The sequence below is a fragment of the Actinobacillus suis ATCC 33415 genome (assembly GCF_000739435.1).
Classification (GTDB): Bacteria; Pseudomonadota; Gammaproteobacteria; order Enterobacterales; family Pasteurellaceae; genus Actinobacillus; species Actinobacillus suis.
In genome coordinates, this window is sequence record NZ_CP009159.1 from 2,244,249 (window position 1) to 2,265,470 (window position 21,222).

21 protein-coding genes and 4 tRNA genes are annotated in these 21,222 nt (G+C 41.5%); 15 read left to right on the forward strand and 10 right to left on the reverse strand.

Features of this window, described 5'->3' with window-relative positions:
• Positions 1–33: 33 nt before the first annotated feature.
• Entirely contained in the window at positions 34–984 is a 951-nt protein-coding gene (locus ASU1_RS10420) for a TAXI family TRAP transporter solute-binding subunit (protein ID WP_015674318.1), read from the reverse strand.
• Between the two features lie 161 nt (positions 985–1,145).
• On the opposite strand from ASU1_RS10420, the gene ASU1_RS10425 reads away from it, so the two are divergent.
• From ASU1_RS10425 to mscL, 4 genes are all read left to right on the forward strand, one after another.
• Complete coding sequence (locus tag ASU1_RS10425) at positions 1,146–1,754, forward strand: YigZ family protein (RefSeq protein ID WP_015674319.1); 609 nt, start codon at positions 1,146–1,148, stop codon at positions 1,752–1,754.
• A gap of 71 nt (positions 1,755–1,825) precedes the next feature.
• Positions 1,826–3,304 carry a TrkH family potassium uptake protein gene (locus ASU1_RS10430; RefSeq protein WP_015674320.1) on the forward strand — a complete coding sequence of 493 codons (1,479 nt, stop codon included), beginning with the start codon at positions 1,826–1,828 and terminating at the stop codon, positions 3,302–3,304.
• Between the two features lie 21 nt (positions 3,305–3,325).
• On the forward strand, positions 3,326–3,853 hold the full coding sequence (gene hemG, locus ASU1_RS10435; protein ID WP_015674321.1) for a menaquinone-dependent protoporphyrinogen IX dehydrogenase: 528 nt from the start codon (positions 3,326–3,328) through the stop codon (positions 3,851–3,853).
• 107 nt (positions 3,854–3,960) lie between these two features.
• Positions 3,961–4,350 carry a large-conductance mechanosensitive channel protein MscL gene (gene mscL, locus ASU1_RS10440; protein WP_015674322.1) on the forward strand — a complete coding sequence of 130 codons (390 nt, stop codon included), beginning with the start codon at positions 3,961–3,963 and terminating at the stop codon, positions 4,348–4,350.
• A gap of 83 nt (positions 4,351–4,433) precedes the next feature.
• Here the strand turns inward: mscL and ASU1_RS10445 are convergent, their stop codons facing one another.
• The 5 genes from ASU1_RS10445 to gloA2 form a co-directional block, all read right to left on the reverse strand.
• Complete coding sequence (locus ASU1_RS10445) at positions 4,434–4,850, reverse strand: DUF417 family protein (protein ID WP_015674323.1); 417 nt, start codon at positions 4,848–4,850, stop codon at positions 4,434–4,436.
• A gap of 356 nt (positions 4,851–5,206) precedes the next feature.
• Entirely contained in the window at positions 5,207–6,529 is a 1,323-nt protein-coding gene (hslU, locus tag ASU1_RS10450; protein WP_015674324.1) for an HslU--HslV peptidase ATPase subunit, read from the reverse strand.
• Between the two features lie 145 nt (positions 6,530–6,674).
• A complete protein-coding gene (hslV, locus tag ASU1_RS10455; RefSeq protein WP_005613306.1) occupies positions 6,675–7,196 on the reverse strand; it encodes an ATP-dependent protease subunit HslV in 522 nt (173 codons plus the stop codon).
• A gap of 78 nt (positions 7,197–7,274) precedes the next feature.
• Positions 7,275–7,988, reverse strand: coding sequence for a DNA/RNA nuclease SfsA (gene sfsA / locus ASU1_RS10460; protein WP_015674325.1), 714 nt, complete (start codon positions 7,986–7,988; stop codon positions 7,275–7,277).
• A gap of 306 nt (positions 7,989–8,294) precedes the next feature.
• On the reverse strand, positions 8,295–8,687 hold the full coding sequence (gene gloA2, locus ASU1_RS10465; protein WP_015674326.1) for an SMU1112c/YaeR family gloxylase I-like metalloprotein: 393 nt from the start codon (positions 8,685–8,687) through the stop codon (positions 8,295–8,297).
• Positions 8,688–8,784: 97 nt separating this feature from the next.
• Between gloA2 and mutY the strand changes: the two genes are divergently transcribed.
• From mutY to ffh, 8 genes are all read left to right on the forward strand, one after another.
• Positions 8,785–9,930, forward strand: coding sequence for an A/G-specific adenine glycosylase (gene mutY, locus ASU1_RS10470; RefSeq protein ID WP_015674327.1), 1,146 nt, complete (start codon positions 8,785–8,787; stop codon positions 9,928–9,930).
• 3 nt (positions 9,931–9,933) lie between these two features.
• Complete coding sequence (locus tag ASU1_RS10475; protein WP_015674328.1) at positions 9,934–10,209, forward strand: oxidative damage protection protein; 276 nt, start codon at positions 9,934–9,936, stop codon at positions 10,207–10,209.
• Between the two features lie 17 nt (positions 10,210–10,226).
• Positions 10,227–11,318 (forward strand): membrane-bound lytic murein transglycosylase MltC, encoded by a 1,092-nt coding sequence (mltC, locus tag ASU1_RS10480; RefSeq protein ID WP_015674329.1) that lies wholly within the window; start codon positions 10,227–10,229, stop codon positions 11,316–11,318.
• 124 nt (positions 11,319–11,442) lie between these two features.
• A tRNA-Phe gene (locus tag ASU1_RS10485) sits at positions 11,443–11,518 on the forward strand.
• A 5-nt stretch (positions 11,519–11,523) separates the two neighbouring features.
• Positions 11,524–11,599 (forward strand) — tRNA-Asn (locus ASU1_RS10490).
• Between the two features lie 139 nt (positions 11,600–11,738).
• Positions 11,739–11,814, forward strand: a tRNA-Phe gene (locus tag ASU1_RS10495).
• A 19-nt stretch (positions 11,815–11,833) separates the two neighbouring features.
• A tRNA-Asn gene (locus ASU1_RS10500) sits at positions 11,834–11,909 on the forward strand.
• 393 nt (positions 11,910–12,302) lie between these two features.
• The gene (gene ffh / locus ASU1_RS10505; protein ID WP_015674330.1) at positions 12,303–13,700 is read left to right on the forward strand and encodes a signal recognition particle protein; all 1,398 of its coding nucleotides are present in this window, start codon (positions 12,303–12,305) and stop codon (positions 13,698–13,700) included.
• A 65-nt stretch (positions 13,701–13,765) separates the two neighbouring features.
• Here the strand turns inward: ffh and murQ are convergent, their stop codons facing one another.
• Positions 13,766–14,680 carry an N-acetylmuramic acid 6-phosphate etherase gene (gene murQ / locus ASU1_RS10510; protein WP_015674331.1) on the reverse strand — a complete coding sequence of 305 codons (915 nt, stop codon included), beginning with the start codon at positions 14,678–14,680 and terminating at the stop codon, positions 13,766–13,768.
• A gap of 53 nt (positions 14,681–14,733) precedes the next feature.
• A complete protein-coding gene (locus tag ASU1_RS10515) occupies positions 14,734–15,843 on the reverse strand; it encodes an anhydro-N-acetylmuramic acid kinase (protein ID WP_015674332.1) in 1,110 nt (369 codons plus the stop codon).
• A gap of 94 nt (positions 15,844–15,937) precedes the next feature.
• Here ASU1_RS10515 and ASU1_RS10520 point away from each other — a divergent pair, with 94 nt between their 5' ends.
• Both ASU1_RS10520 and ASU1_RS10525 read left to right on the forward strand, forming a co-directional pair.
• A complete protein-coding gene (locus tag ASU1_RS10520; RefSeq protein WP_015674333.1) occupies positions 15,938–17,002 on the forward strand; it encodes an MFS transporter in 1,065 nt (354 codons plus the stop codon).
• Between the two features lie 2 nt (positions 17,003–17,004).
• Positions 17,005–17,376, forward strand: coding sequence for a fluoride efflux transporter FluC (locus ASU1_RS10525; RefSeq protein WP_015674334.1), 372 nt, complete (start codon positions 17,005–17,007; stop codon positions 17,374–17,376).
• 59 nt (positions 17,377–17,435) lie between these two features.
• On the opposite strand, the gene ASU1_RS10530 is transcribed toward ASU1_RS10525, so the two are convergent.
• Positions 17,436–18,758: an anaerobic C4-dicarboxylate transporter gene (locus ASU1_RS10530; protein ID WP_015674335.1), complete on the reverse strand. Its 1,323-nt coding sequence runs from the start codon at positions 18,756–18,758 to the stop codon at positions 17,436–17,438.
• 178 nt (positions 18,759–18,936) lie between these two features.
• On the opposite strand from ASU1_RS10530, the gene dapF reads away from it, so the two are divergent.
• Positions 18,937–19,761, forward strand: coding sequence for a diaminopimelate epimerase (dapF, locus tag ASU1_RS10535; protein ID WP_015674336.1), 825 nt, complete (start codon positions 18,937–18,939; stop codon positions 19,759–19,761).
• Positions 19,762–19,950: 189 nt separating this feature from the next.
• Here the strand turns inward: dapF and epmA are convergent, their stop codons facing one another.
• Positions 19,951–20,934 (reverse strand): elongation factor P--(R)-beta-lysine ligase, encoded by a 984-nt coding sequence (gene epmA, locus ASU1_RS10540; RefSeq protein WP_015674337.1) that lies wholly within the window; start codon positions 20,932–20,934, stop codon positions 19,951–19,953.
• Positions 20,935–21,222 lie beyond the last annotated feature (288 nt).

Sequence of the window (21,222 nt, forward strand, 5' to 3'; positions counted from 1 at the left end):
GGTGATCATTTAAACGGTACTCGTCATTGGCAATTATAACCAACCACGCTCTTTATAATATTTCGCAGCGCCTGAATGAAGTGGGGCGGAGAGGGCGTTTTTGACCATTTCCGTTTCGGATAAATGAGCAAATGCCGGATGTGATTTTTTGAAGCGATCAAAGTTTTCAAATACCGCTTTTACTACTCGGTAAACTTGTTCCTCACTCACATCGCTTGAAGTCACTAAAGTTGCATAAACCCCGAAAGAATCGACCGCTTGTTCAACACCTTTATAAACTTTTGCTGGAATCGTCGCTTTCGCGTAATAGCCTTGTTCCGCTACTAATTTGCTCACCACTTCATCAGCCACCGGAATCAAGCGAATATCACAACTATTCGCGGTTTCTTTGAGTGCAGCATTCGGGTGACCGACATTATAGCTAATCGCATCCACATCTTTTTCGCATAATGCGTTACCCATTTCAGCCGGTGTGAGTTTTAACGCTTCTTTGAAATTCGCTTCAGTCCAGCCTTTGGTTTTTAGTAATACATTCATCGTTGCTTGTGTACCGGAACCGTCCACGCCGACATTGACTTTTTTACCTTGTAAATCATCGACCGATTGAATAGCGGAATCGTTGCGTACTACTAAGGTAAACGGCTCGGGATAAATTGAGAAAATCGCTCGTAGTTTGTCGTTCTGTTTGCCTTCAAATGAACTGGTGCCGTGATAAGCATGATATTGCCAATCCGACTGCACAATGCCCATTTCTAACTGACTGTTTGCAATTTTATTCAAATTATCGACCGAAGCATCGCTGGCAAGCGCTTTACAAGCGGTGTGATTTTCACTGCGATTTACAAATTGGCAAATCGCATTGCCGGCCACGAAATAAAGTCCGGTGTCACTGCCTGTGCCTAATTTAATTTGGGTTTGTTCCGCCTGTGCGAAGCCTGCAAGTAGCATGGTGGCTAAGAATGAGAGTTTTGGTGGGATTTTCATGGAAATTTCCTCAAAATAGAATGGTGTTTGCCGGTTGAAGATATCCTTTTTTGTACAATATATGCAACTTTTTTCTCCATTTTTTAACCGCAAGCGGTCAAAAATCGCCAATTTCTTGCAATTAGGGTATGATCTAATCTTTTATTTGAGCATGATGACATATGGAATACTTTATCCCTCAACAGCCGGTAATTTTTGAGGAAGAAATCAAAAAGAGTCGATTTATCACATACTTACGTCATACGGAAGGTATGGAACAGGCGAAAGCGTTTTGGGCGGAAATGAAAATGCTTCATCCTCAAGCACGCCATTGGTGCTGGGCCACGGTGGCGGGAATGCCGAATGATTCGCAACAATACGGTTTTTCGGATGACGGTGAGCCTTCCGGTACTGCCGGTAAACCGATGCTAAATTATTTATTAGGTTCAGGGCTGGGTGAAATTACCGCAGTTGTGGTGCGCTATTACGGCGGTATTCAATTAGGTACCGGTGGTTTGGTTAAAGCATACGGTGGCGGCGTGCAACAGGCGTTATTGCAAGTGGAAAAACAGCGCAAAGTATTGCGCCAAAATTACCGCTTGGTATGCGAATACGATCAATTCAACACCGTGCAACATTTGCTGAATAGCTACGATATTGAGTTGCTTGAGCAGCATTTTACCGAGGTAATTGAGTTGAATTTGGCGATTAATCCGGCAGATATTGCGCCGCTAAGTGAACAATTGACGCAACGTTTCTCCGGTAAGTTGCAGCTTAACAAACTGGATTAATTTATGTATGGGCGCTTTTTTGCTAAAATCCCGCCTTATTTAACCGCTTATAGAAACACTTTGAGGGCTTTGTGCAGTTTTTAACTATTATCCGCATTGTCGGAATTTTGGTAATGAGCTTTTCGGTTACGATGCTTTTACCGGCGTTTGTCGCACTGATTTATGGTGATGGTGGCGGTCGAGAATTTTTACAATCGTTCCTACTCACATTTTCGGTTGGCGCACTTTTATGGTGGTTTTGCCGAGATCGAAAAGAAGAACTCCGCTCACGGGAAGGTTTTTTAATCGTGGTCTTGTTCTGGGTGGTACTGGGCTCATTAGGGGCAGTACCTTTTATTATTTTAGAGCACCCGAATTTAAATATTAGTGAATCGATTTTCGAATCGTTTTCGGGACTTACCACCACCGGCGCAACGGTGATCACCGGTTTGGACAGCTTGCCGAAAGCGATTTTGTTCTATCGCCAATTCCTGCAATGGTTGGGCGGTATGGGGATCATCGTATTAGCGATTGCGATTATTCCGTTGATTGGTTTGGGTAAATTATATCGCGCCGAAATGCCGGGGCCGTTAAAAGACCAAAAAATGCGCCCTCGGATTGCGGAAATTTCCAAGTTACTTTGGCAGATTTATTTCACTTTAACCATCTTATGTACCCTTGCATTTAAAATGGCGGGGATGACATGGTTTGATGCGATTTGCCATAGTTTTGCTACGATTTCCATCGGTGGTTTTTCAACGCATGATGCAAGTATGGGCTACTTTAACAGTGGTGCAATTAATCTGATCACTGTGGTGTTTTTATTGATTTCGTCTTGTAACTTCGGGTTACATTTTGCCTTAATCGATCGCCTTAAAGATAAAAATAGTAAACGTTCCGGTAATCTGTTTAAGCGCTTATATTGGAAGGATTATGAGTTCCGTTCGTTTACCTTTATTCAGCTTGGCTTATTTCTAGTTTGTTTGGCAATTTTGAGCGGTTATAACTATTTTGAAGATTCGCAGATGACTTTCCAGCAAGCACTGTTCCAATCGGTCTCGATTTCAACCACAGCCGGTTTTACCACCAATGATTTCAGCCAATGGCCGTCATTTTTACCGATCTTATTGGTGATGGCGTCATTTATCGGTGGTTGTGCCGGCTCAACCGGTGGCGGCTTGAAAGTGATTCGTGTGATGTTACTGTATTTGCAAGCTAATCGAGAAATTCACCGTTTCGTACACCCAAATTCGGTTAAACCGATCAAGTTAGGTACGCATATTTTTTCAGATCGTATTGAGGAAGGGATTTGGGCGTTTTTCTCTGCTTATGTGTTTGTGTTTATTATGTGTTGGCTTGGCAGTATCGCCTTTGGTATGGAAACTTTTGATGCATTTAATGCGGTGATCGCCTCATTAAATAATTTGGGACCGGCACTAGGCAGCGTAAGCAGTAACTTTACCCAAGTACCGGACGGCGCTAAATGGGTGCTGACGATTGCGATGGTTTGCGGGCGTTTAGAAGTATTTACCTTATTAGTAATTCTAAGTCCGGTGTTTTGGAAAGATTAATCATAAAAACGGAATGAATAAATGAAAACCCTAATTCTCTATTTTACGACGGACGGGCAGACAGAGCGCATTGCGCAGGCGATTGCTGCTGAAATTGAGCATGAAGTGGAATTGGTTTCACTTAAGCAACAAGCGGTCGATTTTACCGAAAAACTTGCAAGTGCCGATCAAATTGTAATTGGTGCTTCGATTCGATACGGACATTTTGATCAAACGGTGTATAAGTTTATTGAGCGGTATCATCCACTGCTTAACCAAAAGCCTTCTGCATTTTTCAGCGTGAATCTGACTGCGCGTAAAGAGAATCGAAAGACACCGGAGACCAACGTTTATACTCGTAAGTTTCTCGCTAGAATTAAATGGAAGCCGACAAAAGTGGAAGTGATTGCCGGTGCGTTGTTATATCCTCGCTATACGTTATTTGATCGCCTTTGTATTCAGTTAATTATGAAATTAACTAAAGGCGAAACGGACGCAAGTCGAGAATATGAATATACAAATTGGCAACAAGTTGCGCAATTTGGACAAATGTTAAACAAACTCAGATGAGTGTAAATTTAGTTAAATATGTTAATCGGATTTTAACGTTTGCTTTATAATCGCCCGCCATTGCCTAATGGTGGGCATAGAGTGTTTTATTTTCAAAGGAAAAGCAAATGAGTATCTTAAAAGAGTTTCGTGAATTCGCCGTTAAAGGTAACGTAGTTGATATGGCTGTCGGTGTGATCATCGGTGGTGCATTCGGTAAAATCGTATCTTCATTAGTAAGCGATGTAGTAATGCCACCTATCGGTTGGTTAATTGGCGGCGTAGATTTTAAAGATCTTGCGGTTGAAATCGCACCAGCAAAAGAAGGTGCTGAAGCGGTAATGTTAAAATACGGCGCATTCATCCAAAACGTATTTGATTTCTTAATTATTGCAATCGCAGTATTCGGTATGGTTAAAGTGATCAACAAACTTAAAAAACCAGCAGAAGCTGCACCGGCTGAACCATCAGCAGAAGAAAAATTATTAACAGAAATCCGTGATTTATTGAAAAAATAATTCGGATAAAAAAGAGGGAGCGTAAGCTCACTTTACCTAAGGAATAAAAAATAGCGAGTAGATTACTCGCTATTTTTTTAGGGTTACGGATTGATACGATTTAACTCGTATTTTAATAACACAATTGCTCCACCGATTAGCAAGAAGTCTTTGAAAATAAAGCTATTAAAGCCGAGTTGGAATAACAAACTAAGCGTCACGACACCGGTACCTAATAAACCTAATGCACCGATAATTCCCGCTCTTGGTGAGAAAATTCCTGCAAATAAGCTTAGGTAAGTAATCCCTTCAATTGTCCCTAATACATAGCTTGTGCCATAGAAACCAAACCAATCATATAAAAAACTTAACCAGCTATTTGAAATCAACGGCTTGAGTGCCTCCACCTCAAAATCAAACCATTTAAATACCCCGAAAGTCGCAAATACAATAAAAAGCGATAAACGTAAGATCAGAATATCAATATCAGATTTTTGAAAACGACGAAGTAAGTTGTGCATAATGTCTCCTTATAAATAATTATGATACTTATAAGGGACGCAAGAATAGCTAGGCTCTTACACGGAAATTTGCAAGTGCCATTATAGAGAAATTTAGAGCCACAGCGTGACTCACTCAGCCTTAGGCTGATCGTAACCACGTACGGCTCCGTGCGTGGGCAATAAGCGTTTCCCTCTCTCCCTGATTTTTCTTCTGTACGAAGAAAAATCTGTCCTTCTCCCACAAGGGGGGAGGGTGATTATTTACTAAGGTGCTTGTATAGGCAAACGCCATTGTAGGCGTTCACTAGATATATATGAAAAGCGGTCAAAATCCGCAAAAAATTTGCAAATTTTGACCGCTTGTTATCCGTTAATTAAAGAATAAAACGACTTAAATCTTCATTCTCAACTACGTCATTTAACGCATCTTGTACGTATTTCTCATCAATTACAATTTTCTCGCCTGAGCGTTCGCTTGCGTCGAATGAGATACCGTCCATCAGGCGTTCTAACACTGTATGTAAACGGCGAGCGCCGATATTTTCGGTTTTTTCGTTTACACGGAATGCCGATTCGGCGATTTTGCTGATACCGTCTTTGGTGAATTCAATTTCCACCCCTTCAGTTTTCATTAACTCACGATATTGTAACGTTAATGAAGCGTTCGGTTCGGTGAGGATACGCTCGAAATCTTCTTTAGTCAGTGATTTTAATTCAACACGAATTGGTAAACGACCTTGTAATTCCGGTAATAAATCTGACGGGCGAGCTACTTGGAATGCACCTGAACAGATAAATAAAATATGGTCGGTTTTTACCATACCGTGTTTAGTATTGACCGTAGAACCTTCGATAATCGGTAGTAAATCACGTTGTACACCTTCACGAGAAACATCGCCACCAGAGTGTTCGCCTTTTTTACAGATTTTGTCGATCTCATCAATAAATACGATACCGTGTTGTTCAACCGCTTCAATCGCTTGTTGTTTTAGCTCTTCCGGATTTACCAGTTTTGCCGCTTCTTCATCCACCATCACTTTCAACGCATCTTTGATTTTCATTTTGCGTTTTTTGGTTTTGTTCGGCGACATACCTTCAAATAACGATTGAAGTTGCGAAGTCATTTCTTCCATACCCGGCGGTGTCATAATTTCTACGCTCACTTGTGCCGCAACATCGATTTCGATTTCTTTGTCATCAAGCTGACCTTCACGCAATTTTTTGCGGAATACTTGGCGGGTTGAGTTGTTATCGCTTTCTTGTACGTTACCCCATTGATCTTTTGCTGGCGGCAATAACACATCTAAAATACGATCTTCTGCCGCATCCTGCGCACGCATACGGTTTTTCTCGACCGCTTGTGATTTAACTAATTTCACCGCTACATCGGTCAGATCTTTGATAATCGAATCGACTTCTTTACCGACATAACCCACTTCGGTGAATTTAGTTGCTTCCACTTTAATAAAAGGTGCGTTAGCTAATTTTGCTAAACGGCGTGCGATTTCGGTTTTACCCACACCGGTCGGGCCGATCATCAGAATGTTTTTAGGCGTGACTTCTTGGCGGAGATCTTCCGGTAATTGCATTCTTCTCCAACGGTTACGTAGGGCAATTGCCACCGCACGTTTTGCTTCGTTTTGTCCGATAATATGCGCGTCTAATTCCGACACAATTTCACGAGGGGTCATTGACATATTTTTTGTTCCTTCTAAATAACTCCCCTCTTTAGCAAAGAGGGGCAGGGGGAGATTTGGCAGAATAGCATTACGCTCATACGAAAATTTGACCTTGTCATCAAATCTCCCCTAACCCCTCTTTTCTAAAGAGGGGGACATTTTTTTAAACTTCTTCGATTACGTGATTATGATTTGAGTAAATATCAATATCACCGGCGATTTTTAATGCTTCCGCCACGATTTCTTTTGCAGATAAATTATTTTGCGTGCGAAGTAGTGCAAGTGCTGCGGCTTTTGCATAATTACCGCCGGAGCCGATTGCTAACACATCTTGTTCCGGCTCAATTACATCGCCCGAGCCTGAAACTAATAAAAATTCGCTTTCGTTTGCTACAATCATCATCGCTTCTAATTTTCGTAGTGAACGTTCGGTACGCCATTCTTTTGCTAATTCCACCGCAGATTTGATTAAGTGACCTTGGTGTAATTCTAATTTTTTCTCGAATAAATCACGTAAGATAAACGCATCGGCAGTTGAACCTGCAAAGCCGGTTACCACTTTATCTTTGTACATACGGCGCACTTTGCGTACCGTGCCTTTTTCTACACAATTACCTAGCGTTGCTTGTCCGTCACCACCGATAGCGACTTTGCCATCTTTACGAACACATACGATCGTTGTCATATTAAATCCTTGTCCTTTCTTTTAGGGAAAACTGTGGTGTTAAATGGGGGGAAATTTGTCTTTTTCAAGGACAAGCGGTCAGATTTCACAAGAAAATTGCAAATTCATCGCCACTGGTTTGTCTTGTGCTAATTCGATCTGGGCTTTATACGCCAACACTTTTACCCCGGTTTTTTTCGCTTGTTCAAATAAAGCAGCATATTGTGGATCAATCTGTTTTGCCACGGCAAAACGTTGGATACCGGTATGTAAAATTGCAAAAAATATAACCGCTTGTTGCCCAGATTCAGCAATCTCAGCCAGTTCTCGCAAGTGTTTTTGTCCTCGTTCTGTTTTGGCATCAGGGAACATCCCCAAACCGTTTTCAGTAAGTAAGGTGGTGGATTTTACTTCTACAAAACAGTCGGGCTGATTGTCCGCTTTTAGTAAAAAATCAATGCGGCTGTTTTCCGAGCCGTATTTTTGTTCGGGTAATATAGTTTGATACTTGGCGAGTTCGGTGATCCAACGCTTTTCTAAGGCCTCTTGCACCAGCTGATTAGCTCGTTGAGTATTCACACAAATAAAATCGCCCGCTTGAGTTTGGGTCAGTTCCCAAGTGTAAGCATATTTGCGTTTCGGATTATCGGAAGTGGAAAACCAAACGATATCGCCGGTAGTGGCACAGCCGGTCATTGCACCGGTGTTCGGACAATGTAGGGTAATTTGCTCGCCGTTGGGCAGCAGAATATCGGCTAAAAAACGTTTATAACGTTTGATTAATATGCCGCAAGAAAGAGAAGGAAATTGCATAATAGTCTTTGATTTATAAAGAAAAAAACCGCTTTTTGCAAAGCGGTTTTTGTGTCAAGCTGATTAACGGTTGGTCAGGTTGTTATTACCTGACTGGCGGGTCAGGTAATAACTTAATCTCGATCAGCTTTGTTTAACAATCTGATATAAGGAGAACGAGAAATGAAAGCATTTTGGCTTATCATTATCTTTTTAGTGTTATTACTTGTTTGCTCACCAGCGCAGTAATAACCTAAAACCAACTACACGGCAGGTATTCACTTGCCGTGTTCTTACTATAAGTCGAGTTGCTTAAATTTTCAACCCTTAAATTTCATAAAATTCTAACGGTAAACCGTCCGGATCTTTAAAGAAAGTGAAGCGTTTACCGGTCAAATCATCAATTCGAATCGGTTCACATTCCACCGCATTTTTTGCTAAAAATTCGACCGCTTGTTGCACATCTTTCACACGAAACGCTAAATGGCGCAAGCCGCAGGCTTCTGGCGTATTCGGTCGCTTAGGCGGATTCGGGAAGCTAAATAATTCAATTTGCGAGCCGTCGGCAAAACGAAGATCGAGCTTATAGCTTTCACGTGCTGCACGGTAAGTTTCTTCAATAATTTCCGCACCGAGAATTTGCGTATAAAAATGTTTGGATTTGGCATAATCACCGGCAATAATCGCCACATGATGAAAGCCGAGAATGGGTGTTAGCATAAATTTCCTTGTAAAAGTTTTGCAAAAAAACTGTTAAATATGACCGCTTAGGTTATGATGCACGGCTTGATATTATTTTGATATTAAAAGGCTTCGAGTGAAAACAAAATTACAGTTTCCTTTAGCACAATCTGATCCGGCTCAGCCGTTTGCCAAAGCAGTATTAGCTTGGTTTGCACAGTATGGGCGTAAACATTTACCTTGGCAACAAAATAAAACCTTATATGGTGTTTGGTTGTCGGAAGTGATGTTACAACAAACCCAAGTTGTTACAGTTATTCCATATTTTGAACGTTTTATTGAACGTTTTCCAACGGTGACAGACTTAGCTGATGCACATATTGATGAAGTTTTGCATTTGTGGACAGGATTAGGTTATTACGCACGCGCCAGAAATTTGCATAAAGCCGCACAACAAATTCGAGATCAATTCGGTGGTGAATTTCCGACCGATTTTGATGATGTTTTGGCGCTTTCAGGTGTTGGGCGTAGTACGGCGGGTGCGATTTTATCGTCCGTGTTAAATGCACCGCATCCGATTTTAGACGGTAATGTAAAACGGGTGCTTTCTCGTGCATTTGCGGTGGAAGGCTGGAGCGGTGAAAAAAGCGTAGAAAATAAATTGTGGCAATTAACTGCAAGTGTTACGCCGAACAGCCAAGTTGCCGATTTTAATCAGGCGATGATGGATCTCGGAGCTATGGTATGTACTCGCAGCAAACCGAAATGCTCGCTATGCCCATTAGTGAATTTATGCGAAGCGAATCGGCTTGAAGCATGGGATAAATTTCCGGCAAAAAAACCGAAGAAAGTGTTGCCGGAACGACAGGCTTATTTTTTGATTATCAAATCGGGCAGCAAGATTTTATTGGAACAGCGTGAAGCAAAAGGGCTTTGGGGCGGATTATACGTGTTTCCGCAGTTTGAAGATGCGGATACGCTTAAGCGCTCACTTTCCGAACAGAGTTTGCAAATTTCCCAGCAGTTAATCGCATTTCGCCACACATTTAGCCATTTTCATTTGGATATTACCCCGATTTTGGTAGATCTGGATTTGCAAAAAAATGCTAAAAATCAACCGCTTGTCGTACAAGAAAATTGCGGAAATTATCGCCTTTCAGTATCTTCAACCGCTAATTATTGGTATGATTTACAATTACCGAGCGAAATAGGTTTGGCAACGCCCGTAAAACGTATTTTGGACGAACTCAGTTTAACGCTAACTAGCACTAATAAGGAATAAAAAATGGCTCGTATTGTATTTTGTGAGTATTTAAAACAAGAAGCTGAAGGCTTAGATTTTCAATTATATCCAGGCGAATTGGGTAAGCGTATTTTTGATTCTATTAGTAAACAAGCGTGGTCGGAATGGATTAAAAAACAAACTATGCTCGTGAATGAGAAAAAGTTAAGCATGATGAACCCAGAACACCGTAAATTGCTAGAAACAGAAATGGTAAATTTCTTGTTTGAAGGCAAAGAGGTTCAGATTGATGGTTATGTTCCTGTCGAACAGAAGTAATAAGGCATTGATTTTTAATGAAAAAATATACTAAGTATTTACCGTTGTTGTTGGTAATTCCGTTCTTAGCCGCTTGTGGTAGCAGTACCAAAAAAGTGAAAAGAACTAAAACGAAAGTTGATTACACCAAAGACACTAACGGTTTAGATATTTTAACCGGACAATTCTCGCATAATATTGATGATATTTGGGGAAGTAACGAGCTTTTAGTCGCAAGTAAAAAAGATTACGTAAAATATACGGATAAGTTTTACACTCGTAGCCACATTTCTTTCGAAGACGGTCAAATTACGATTGAAACTTTGGGCGATCAAAATCACTTACGTAATAGTATTATTCACACCTTATTAATGGGATCAGACCCTAAGGGGATCGACTTATTTGCTTCCGGTGATGCGCCGATTAGCAGCAATCCTTTCCTTGCCGGTCAGGTGAACGACCAATTCGGACGTGATATTAATAATGTTGCTATTGCCAATGACTTTGCGACCTATTTAATTCAAAATAAATTACAAACTCGCCGTCTTCAAAATGGTAGAACAGTGACTTATGTAACTATTAAAATGGTAGCAGGACATATTGAAGTGCGTGCACGCCAATATTTGCCGTTGGTACGTAAAATGGCGAAACGCTACGGCATCGAACCGAGCCTGATTTTAGGTATTATGGAAGTTGAATCGGCATTCAACCCGTATGCGGTAAGTTATGCGAATGCGATCGGTTTGATGCAGGTTGTGCCTCGTACTGCCGGACGTGATATTTTTGCTCGTAAAGGATTTGGTGGTCAGCCTGATCGCGCTTATTTGTATAATCCGACACAGAATATTGATGCAGGGACGTTATACTTAACCATTTTACGGGATGAATATTTAGACGGTATCACCAATCCGGTGGCAAAACGTTATGCAATGATCTCCGCTTATAACAGCGGTGCGGGAGCAGTGCTTAAAGTATTTGATTATGATAAATATGATGCGATTGATCGTATCAATGATTTATCTCCGGATGCGGTTTATCGTATTTTGACAACCGCGCACCCTTCAAGCCAAGCAAGAAATTATTTGAAGAAAGTAACGAAAGCGCGAGAAAAATATTTACACGTTCGATAATTTGTTGTTTTTTAAAGCAAAAAGTACAAAAAAAGCACGTTTAAACCAAGTTTTTTAAATTTTTAAAAAAAGTGTTTGACGAAGTGGGGTGAAATCAGCATAATGCACCCCGCAACAAGACGTTGCCTCGATAGCTCAGTCGGTAGAGCAGGGGATTGAAAATCCCCGTGTCGGTGGTTCGATTCCGCCTCGAGGCACCATCTATTCCTCCTTAGTTCAGTCGGTAGAACGGTGGACTGTTAATCCATATGTCGCAGGTTCGAGTCCCGCAGGAGGAGCCATATTTCGAAGCCCTGATGATTTTCATTAGGGCTTCACTTTATTAGCAATTTGCTTTTGCTAGCTTTTCAAAAAGTTATCTTGGAGAGCTTGACGCTGAGTTAAAATAATTGCATAATAAACTCTCGCAATCAACGAGATGCCTCGATAGCTCAGTCGGTAGAGCAGGGGATTGAAAATCCCCGTGTCGGTGGTTCGATTCCGCCTCGAGGCACCATTAATTGCAAAAATTCAATTCCTCCTTAGTTCAGTCGGTAGAACGGTGGACTGTTAATCCATATGTCGCAGGTTCGAGTCCCGCAGGAGGAGCCATATTCAGAAACCCTGATAGCTAAATAACTATCAGGGTTTCGCTTTTTCTAGAGGCTGAAAAGCGCATTTTCTATATGCTAAGTGCCATTGTTGAAATTTTGTGATCTCTCTCCAATTTTTGAAAAAAACTTGAAATTTCCCTTCGCAAAATTGTGTGAGACAGAGTATCATTAGCGAAACAATAAAAATGATTCCTCGAATATCGTCAATTTTGCGACATCACTTTTAATACGAGTGATGTCGCATTTTTTATACCTGAAAATCCACCTTTTATCCTGTCATAAAGGTGGATTTTTTGTATAATGAAAATAATTTTCCGCTGAAGCTCTCTTGGGCTTAAAACTTAAAAAGAAAAGCGGTCTGATTTTAGAAAAATTTTGCAAAGAGAAAATTATGTTTGAAAACCTATCTGACAGACTATCGAAAACCTTGCGTAACATTACCGGTAAAGGTCGTTTAACTGAAGATAATATTAAAGATACGCTGCGTGAAGTACGTATGGCGTTATTAGAAGCCGATGTAGCGTTACCGGTTGTGCGTGAATTCATTAATAAAGTGAAAGAGCGTGCGATTGGTGAAGAGGTAAATAAAAGTTTAACGCCGGGTCAGGAGTTTCTTAAGATCGTACAAAGCGAACTTGAGAAAGCGATGGGTGAGGCGAATGAGGAGTTAAATCTTGCGACCCAACCGCCGGCAGTAATTTTAATGGCGGGTTTACAAGGTGCGGGTAAAACTACTTCGGTCGGTAAATTAGCAAAATTCCTTAAAGAGCGCCACAAGAAGAAAGTATTAGTGGTTTCTGCCGACGTTTATCGTCCAGCGGCGATTAAACAGCTTCAAACCTTAGCGGAAGCATTAAAAGTCGATTTCTTCCCGACAGAGACAAGCCAAAAACCGGTTGAAATCGCGGAACTTGCCTTAAAGCACGCAAAACTGAATTTCTTTGATGTTTTAATTGTGGATACTGCAGGTCGTTTACACGTTGACGGTGAGATGATGGAAGAAATCCAGCAAATCCACAGCGTATTAAATCCGATTGAAACACTTTTCACCGTGGATGCGATGACCGGCCAAGATGCGGCGAATACGGCAAAAGCTTTCAACGAAGCATTACCACTTACCGGTGTAATCTTAACCAAAGTAGATGGTGATGCACGTGGTGGTGCGGCGTTATCTATTCGTCAAATCACCGGCAAGCCGATTAAATTCCTCGGTGTGGGTGAGAAAACTGATGCGTTAGAACCGTTCCATCCGGATCGTGTTGCTTCACGTATTCTGGGTATGGGCGATGTGCTATCGTTAATTGAAGATTTACAACGCTCGGTTGACCAAGAAAAAGCTGAGAAAATGGCACAGAAATTCAAGAAAGGTGATGACTTCACCCTTGAAGATTTCCGTGAACAGCTCATCGAAATGAAAAAAATGGGCGGTATGATGTCGATGCTGGATAAACTGCCTGGTGCGAAGAATTTACCTGATCATGTAAAAAATCAGGTGGATGATAAAATGTTCGTTAAAATGGAAGCAATCATCAACTCTATGACGCTGAAAGAGCGTGCGAATCCGGATATTATTAAAGGCTCTCGTCGTCGTCGTATTGCGTTAGGTTCGGGTACACAGGTGCAAGACGTAAACAAATTGCTTAAGCAATTCGATGAAATGCAGCGTATGATGAAGAAAATGCGTAAAGGCGGTATGGCGAAAATGATGCGTGGCATGAAAGGCTTAATGGGCGGAGGCGGTTTAGGCGGCCTCGGTGGCTTAGGCGGGATGTTTGGCGGTAAACGCTAATTAGCTACGTTCCAAGCGGTCGGATTTTGTAGAAAATTTGCAAAATCCGACCGCTTTTTTATGCCTTATTTGGCGAGTGCTTGACGCAACTTTCCGCGATGCACAGAAAGTAATTGTTCAGCAGTAGTTTTATCCGAATCACTCAAAATCATCATAATTGCTAATTTTGCGTTGTTTTCGGCAATTTTTAGCGCATTTTCGGCAACTGTTCGATCACATTCGGTGGCTTCCATCACGATTTTAATCGCACGGGCTTTGAGTTTTTCGTTGCTTGCCTGTACATCAACCATTAAATTGGAATAGCATTTGCCGATCATCACCATGGAGGCGGTGGTCAGCATATTCAACACCAGCTTTTGTGCCGTACCGGATTTCATACGACTTGAGCCAGTCAGCACCTCCGGCCCCACAATCGTATCAATCGCAATCTCTGCAATTTGTGCCATAGCTGAATTCGGGTTGCTGGCAATCGAAACGGTAGTCGAGCCCAAAGATTTGGCATATTCCAACGCACCAATCACATAAGGCGTGCGCCCGCTTGCTGCAATGCCGACCAATACATCTTTTTGTGAAAAATTGACCGCTTGTAAATCGGCTTTGCCTTGTTCCGTGTTATCTTCCGCACCTTCAATCGGGTGGCGTAACGCACGTTCGCCGCCGGCAATAATACCGACCACCATTTCCGGCGAAACACCGTAAGTTGGCGGACATTCTGAAGCATCCAATACACCTAAGCGCCCACTCGTACCGGCACCGATATAGACTAAACGTCCCCCATTTTGGAACGCTTGTACGATTTTTTCGACTGCTTGAGCAATTTGCGGCAAACATTTTTCCACCGCAAGTGGGACTTGTTTATCCTCTTGATTGATCACTTTCACTAGCTCAAGTGCAGAGAGCTGATCGATATTCATTGAGTGAGGATTGCGTTGTTCGGTAATCATTTTTGACAACGCGGTTAATAAATTTTTTTCTGACATTTTTATCTCCAACCACCTTTTACTTTTGGTGTTTTATACAAGTGAGGAAGTGATTACTTAGGATAAATTACCCCTAAACTCACCGGCTGTTTTGCTCCGGTTACACTTGGTAAGTTGCTCGTTAAATTATGCACTCGTTGATAAGCCAGCCAAGCAAAAGCAGCTGCTTCGACATAATCAATATCCAATCCGTACTCATCAGTGGTAGCCACCTGCCATTTTGGCAGTAATTCTGAAAATCTCTGCATTAACAATGGGTTGCGTGCGCCACCACCACACACAAGTAACAAGCATTGCTTTTCACTTTCTAAAGTTTTTAACTCGTTTACGACACTTTGTGCAGTAAATTCCGCCAGTGTCCGTTGTACGTCTTCAGGGCGATAAGCGGTTAAATTTGGCGATTTTTTTGCAAGCCATTCGAGATTAAATAATTCTCGTCCGGTGCTTTTCGGGGCAGGTAATTTGAAAAAAGGCTCATCAAGTAAACTGTTGAGCAATGCCGGAATTAGTGTCCCGGTTTTTGCCCATTCGGCATTTTTGTCATAGCGTTTAGCTTGGTGCAGCTCTATCCACGAATCCATCAGTGCATTGCCGACACTGACATCGTAGCCAATGGTCGGCTGCTGTGGCGCAAGTACCGAAATATTGGAAATACCGCCGATATTTAGCACTACGGTTAAGCGTTCCGGCGAGGCAAAAATCCCTTCGTGAAAAGCCGGCACTAATGGTGCCCCCTGTCCGCCGACCGCCATATCTTTGCGACGGAAATCCGCAATAGTGGTAATGCCGGTATGAGCGGCAACCAAATTCATATCACCGATTTGCATGGTAAATGGGAATTTGCCGTTTGGAGAATGCCATACAGTTTGTCCATGACAACCGATTGCTTGAATATCACTTGCAGTGAGATGATGTTCGACTAAAAAGCGATTGATACTTTCGGCATACAACAGGCCTAAACGGTGATCGATTTCACCTAATTTTTGTAAGGAAGTTTCACCGCTTTTGAGTAAGTGCGATAAATCGGTGCGTAAATCTTCCGGCATAGGTGTAAAGCTGCAAGCGGTCAGTTTTGGCGGATTTTTTGCAAAATCCATTACACATAAATCCACGCCGTCAAGACTGGTGCCGGACATCACGCCAAGGTAGAGGTTTTTAGTCATAAAAATGAAAGGAAAGGAAAATTTGTTGAATTATATCGAATATCCGCCACAAAAGCGGTAAGATCTCGGCTGATTTTTACAAATTTATCTCTTTATGAACCTTCAAAAACTTTTATTGATTCGACGATTTTTCTCCACTCTTGCATTTTTCTCAATGCAAACCGTGTTTTTTATCTATTTACAGAAAAAAGGCTTAAGCAATAGCGAAATCGCTTTTTCGTTGTCTTTATTATTCTTTTGTAATCAAGCATTGGCAATTTTAGCCGGCATTTGGGGCGATCGTTATGGCTTGGCTAAAATGATGTTACTAGGCTGTTTGCTGGACGTGTTGGCTTATATTTTCTTCCTCTCAGCGGATAATTACTGGTTATTATTGTTAGCTACTACTTGTTTCGGGCTAGGAAGCTGTTTGTTTGGTACCAATGCGAAGGCGTGTTTATTGGCTTTGGCAGGCGATGAATATAGTGAGAAAACCCGTTTGCAGGGTAAATATCTGAAAGTGACCAGTATGTCTTCGATGTTTGCACCGTTACTGGTGATTCCGTTTATTAAATTTGAGCAAATTGAGTTATTAATTTGGGTTTGTTTTGCGATGGAGGCGGTGCTATTTGCGCTGATGGTCAAGCCGTTTTATCAGATTCAAACCTTACAAACTTTAGTCAAATTCCGCTTCGGACAGATTCGAGAAATTATTACTAAAGAGTTTTTATTTGTGCATTTGATGCTGTTTATTCCGCTATCAATTGCCACTTCGTTTTTTGTGATTTTCCCGTTTTTATTTGATAACAAATTAGCTGCACCGGAACATAGCCCAATCGCATTATTTGTGAACGGTTTGATGACGGTATCGTTACAAAGCTACTTCTCGCGTAAAATTAATCTCACTGCGAAGCAAACCGTTTGGGTCGCACCGCTGTTGGCGATTGGTATCATTGTGCCGTGGTTTATTACCTTGCATTACATTTCGCTGTTTAGTGCTTATGTCTATTTGGTTATTTTTACCGTGATTGAGGTGTATGCGCTGACAGCAATGGCGAATCTGTTAGTGAAATTTGATAATGGTACCAATCGAGGCTTCATTTTTGGTGCATCACGTCTGCTGCTTTCGATTGCGACGGTAGTGGTGATGAATTTAATTCCTCATTTGTTTTTGGTGTAGCTATGACTATTCTTTGGATTACTCTCGGTGCGGTGTTAGGCGCAATTTCTCGCTGGCAATTAGGCGTATGGTTTAACGGTTTTCTCAGCCAGTTTGCCTTTGGTACATTGTTAGCCAATTTGCTCGGCTGCTTCTTAATTGGAATCGCCATTGGCTTGCATTTGAATGACGGGCAGAAATTATTGTTTATTACTGGTTTTCTAGGCAGCTTCACCACTTTTTCGAGCTTTTCATTAGAAGTAAGTGAAAAGTTACTGGCGGAGAAATATTACCAAGCCTTCGGTATTATCGGTTTGCATTTGGTTGGGGGAATTTTGTGTACAGTGATAGGAATTTTGCTAGTACGCCTTTTTACAAGCGGTCAAAATTACTAAATTTTTTGCAAAAAAATGCCCTCACGACTTAAAGTTGGAGGGCATTTTTCGTTAGCTAATTAAAGTAAAATATTTGCTAATAAAAGACCGAAGCCAATGCTGAAAATCATACTTAATAAGCCCGGTAACATAAAGCTGTGGTTAAAGATATATTTACCGATTTTGGTTGTACCGGTGGTATCGAAGTCAATTGAGGCGATAATCGGACCGTAGTTCGGAATAAAGAAATAACCGTTTACTGCCACGAATACCCCGATTAATACCGGTGCTGGAATGCCGATTGCAATCGCAAGCGGGAAGAGTGTTGCCACAGTTGCACCTTGGCTGTTTACTAATACCGATAAAACAAATAATGCGAAAGCAAATGCCCATGGTGCGGTTTCTACTAAGCCTTGTACCATGCCTTTCACTTCAGTCATATGACCTTGCATTAACGTATCACCTAACCATGCGATACCGAAAATCGCAATTACCGCACGCATACCGGCATGGAAAATCGAACCTTTAGTGATTTCATCGCCGTCCGGTTTGCAGAATAAGATAATTAATGCACCGACAGAAAGCATCACGATTTCAATCGTATGCGCCATACCCATCGGTTTGCCGTCAAACACAGGACGAAGTGACGGTACCGCACCCATTAATACAACTAATAATGCACCGAATAAGAATAAACCTACAGAAGTTTTTGCGGTTGATTTAATTTGAATATCTGCAGGATCGACAGAAGTGTGATTTTCTTTTACGTAATCAGGATCTTGTAATAATTTTTGGTAATGCGGATCGTCTTTTAACTCTTTACCCATTTTATTTACGAATACACAAGCAAGCATTAAACCAAGTAAAGTTGCCGGCACGGTTACCATTAATACATCGCCTAAAGTAATGCCTTGCGGCTCTAAAAATGCCACTACTGCAACTACCGCCGCCGCAATCGGGCTTGCTACGATCGCAAATTGTGAAGCGATTACTGCCATTGAGAGAGGACGCTCTGGACGAATACCGTTATGGCGACTAACTTCAGCGATAACAGGTAATACTGAATACGCTACGTGACCTGTACCCGCTAACACAGTGAATGTCCAAGTAACAAGCGGTGCGATAAAAGTAATATATTTTGGATTACGACGTAAAATGTTTGTCGCCAGTTTGATCATATAGTCTAAACCGCCGGCCGCTTGCATTGCCGCTGCGGCTGCAACTACCGCCATGATCATAAACATTACGTCAATCGGTAAGCCAGCTGGTTTTAAACCAAACACGAAAGAAAGGATCGCTAAGCCTAACCCGCCAAATACCCCTAAACCGATACCACCGACACGGGCACCAATCAAAATGCATAGTAAAACTATGGCAAATTGCAAAAGAAACATTGCAGACATAATTTGATTACTCCATTGTAATTCAGTAAAAAAATCCTCATACTTGAGGAAATAGTCCTTAGAGATAAGCCTTCTCAAAGCAGAATTAAACTCTTTGAAAAGGGTGCTTAATATAGCAATAAATAAAACTAATCGCTATAAGAATCAATAATTAAATTTTTTTATGATAGGAAATAATATGCAATTTTCAAAAATGCACGGGCTTGGCAATGACTTTATGGTGATTGATGGTGTAACGCAAAATGTCTATCTTACCGAGGATGTGATCCGAAAATTAGCTGATCGTCATACCGGCGTTGGTTTCGACCAATTATTGCTTGTAGAGCCGCCTTACGACCCGGATTTAGATTTCCATTACCGTATTTTTAATGCGGACGGTAGTGAAGTTGCACAATGCGGTAATGGTGCGCGCTGCTTTGCCCGTTTTGTCACGCTAAAAGGTTTAACCAATAAACAAGATATTCGCGTGAGTACTGCCAAAGGCAAAATGGTATTAACTTTAAAAGGTGAAGAAAAAGTTCGTGTGAATATGGGGGAACCGATTTGGGAACCGGCACAGGTTCCGTTTACGGCAAATAAATTTGAAAAAAATTATATTCTAAGAACGGATTTGCAAACGGTGTTATGCGGTGTGGTTTCAATGGGCAATCCGCATTGCGTGTTACAAGTTGAAGATATTAAGACAGCACCGGTAAATGAATTAGGACCTTTGTTGGAGAATCATGAACGTTTTCCTGAGCGCGCGAATATCGGCTTTATGCAAGTAGTGAATCGTAATCATATTAAATTACGAGTATTTGAACGTGGTGCCGGCGAAACGCAGGCATGCGGTAGTGGTGCTTGTGGTGCGGTTGCAGTAGGTATTATGCAAGGCTTGTTGGATAGTAATGTACAAGTCGACTTACCCGGTGGTTCACTCCAAATCGAGTGGGAAGGTGTCGGTCATCCGTTATATATGACCGGTGATGCTACCCATATTTATGACGGTTTTATTAAACTCTAAATTAAACTAAGTGCCTTTAACCACAGAATACACGGATAGCACGGAAATTTTGTTTTGTATCATTAGCGTATGCTGTGGTTTTTGTATCACTACAAGCGGTCAATTTTTTAGAAGATGTCGCCACGGAATTCACAGATAGCATGGAAATTTTATTCAGCGTAGTCCGTGTGTTCCGTGGTTTTTAATTATCTAAGCACTTTCCACACCAAATGCCATTACTTCATCAATTTTCTCAGCATTCATTGCAATCATCATCAAACGATCCACGCCTAACGCGACGCCGGAACAATTTGGAATCCCCGCTTTTAATGCAGCCAGAAAACGAGTGTCTAACTGCTGAGCCGGTAGGCCCATTTGTGCACGTTGTACGTTATCTTGTTCGAAGCGGCGCATTTGTTCTTTCGCATCACTTAGCTCATGGAAGCCGTTTGCCAATTCTAAGCCTTTGTAATAAACCTCAAAACGTTCCGCAACACGGTGATCTTCCGAACTGATTTGAGCCAGTGCCGCTTGCGACGACGGGAAATGATATACCGCAGTCGGGCGCTCTTTACCGATATTCGCTTCCACAATTTCACTGAATAGAAATTGCAACAAAGTATCTCGATTCTCGTCATCTTCACATGGGAAGCCGTGCTTACGGGCTTTTTCAACTAATTGTGCGCGAGTTGCCGAAAGCGGATCTAAACCGGCATAGGTTTGGAACACGAACTGATAGCTATAAGATTCCGCTGGTTCACAATCCAGAATTTGCTGAAGTAAATCGTCCACTTCATTGATTAAACGATACATATCAAAATGCGGGCGATACCATTCCAACATGGTAAATTCCGGATTATGACGCTTGCCGGCTTCTTCATTACGAAACACGCGGCACAATTGGAAAATTGAACCGCTACCCGCCGCCAATAGGCGTTTCATATGGTATTCGGGGCTTGTCATCAGATGCAGCGTTTTCGCTTCGCTGGCAAAGGGCGAAAGGAATTGAGTACTAAAAGTAGAAAGATGCACGTCTGTTACGGAAAACTCACTTAGCGCGGGTGTTTCCACTTCTAATACACCACGATCTTTAAAAAACTGGCGAATTTCCGCCATGATTTGGCTGCGTTTGATTAGGTTTTGGATGGAAGCAGTCGGTTTCCATTCAACATTTTCTAAAATTAATTCATTCATTACAGAGATCATCGAACGTTAAAAAAGAGATTGTAGCGGTATTTATTTTAGTTTGTGAAGTTTAATTTCAATTTTGTAGGCGGCTTACCGGCGAATTTCCCTAAAATTTTTGTTATATCATTGGTAAAATTTTGGTCAAATTTGACCGCTTAATGCGACAAATTCTTATCTGTAATTACGAGTAATTATCAATACCGCATAAAGGTTTTGTACCTTTTTTGAGGTAGATCACAAAACATATTTTTTGTGCCGTGAAAACGTAAAATAAACTTATATTGTGCAAAAAAT

Excerpts from the sequence above, each read along its gene's own strand:
- hemG (WP_015674321.1), top strand. The coding sequence starts at position 3,326 with ATGAAAACCCTAATTCTCTATTTTACGACGGACGGGCAGACAGAGCGC.
- gloA2 (WP_015674326.1), bottom strand. The coding sequence starts at position 8,687 with ATGCTAACACCCATTCTCGGCTTTCATCATGTGGCGATTATTGCCGGT.
- ffh (WP_015674330.1), top strand. The coding sequence starts at position 12,303 with ATGTTTGAAAACCTATCTGACAGACTATCGAAAACCTTGCGTAACATT.
- murQ (WP_015674331.1), bottom strand. The coding sequence starts at position 14,680 with ATGTCAGAAAAAAATTTATTAACCGCGTTGTCAAAAATGATTACCGAA.
- ASU1_RS10445 (WP_015674323.1), bottom strand. The coding sequence starts at position 4,850 with ATGCACAACTTACTTCGTCGTTTTCAAAAATCTGATATTGATATTCTG.
- epmA (WP_015674337.1), bottom strand. The coding sequence starts at position 20,934 with ATGAATGAATTAATTTTAGAAAATGTTGAATGGAAACCGACTGCTTCC.
- ASU1_RS10530 (WP_015674335.1), bottom strand. The coding sequence starts at position 18,758 with ATGTCTGCAATGTTTCTTTTGCAATTTGCCATAGTTTTACTATGCATT.
- ASU1_RS10520 (WP_015674333.1), top strand. The coding sequence starts at position 15,938 with ATGAACCTTCAAAAACTTTTATTGATTCGACGATTTTTCTCCACTCTT.
- dapF (WP_015674336.1), top strand. The coding sequence starts at position 18,937 with ATGCAATTTTCAAAAATGCACGGGCTTGGCAATGACTTTATGGTGATT.
- hslU (WP_015674324.1), bottom strand. The coding sequence starts at position 6,529 with ATGTCAATGACCCCTCGTGAAATTGTGTCGGAATTAGACGCGCATATT.
- ASU1_RS10515 (WP_015674332.1), bottom strand. The coding sequence starts at position 15,843 with ATGACTAAAAACCTCTACCTTGGCGTGATGTCCGGCACCAGTCTTGAC.
- hslV (WP_005613306.1), bottom strand. The coding sequence starts at position 7,196 with ATGACAACGATCGTATGTGTTCGTAAAGATGGCAAAGTCGCTATCGGT.
- sfsA (WP_015674325.1), bottom strand. The coding sequence starts at position 7,988 with ATGCAATTTCCTTCTCTTTCTTGCGGCATATTAATCAAACGTTATAAA.
- ASU1_RS10475 (WP_015674328.1), top strand. The coding sequence starts at position 9,934 with ATGGCTCGTATTGTATTTTGTGAGTATTTAAAACAAGAAGCTGAAGGC.
- ASU1_RS10420 (WP_015674318.1), bottom strand. The coding sequence starts at position 984 with ATGAAAATCCCACCAAAACTCTCATTCTTAGCCACCATGCTACTTGCA.
- ASU1_RS10425 (WP_015674319.1), top strand. The coding sequence starts at position 1,146 with ATGGAATACTTTATCCCTCAACAGCCGGTAATTTTTGAGGAAGAAATC.
- ASU1_RS10525 (WP_015674334.1), top strand. The coding sequence starts at position 17,005 with ATGACTATTCTTTGGATTACTCTCGGTGCGGTGTTAGGCGCAATTTCT.
- mscL (WP_015674322.1), top strand. The coding sequence starts at position 3,961 with ATGAGTATCTTAAAAGAGTTTCGTGAATTCGCCGTTAAAGGTAACGTA.
- mltC (WP_015674329.1), top strand. The coding sequence starts at position 10,227 with ATGAAAAAATATACTAAGTATTTACCGTTGTTGTTGGTAATTCCGTTC.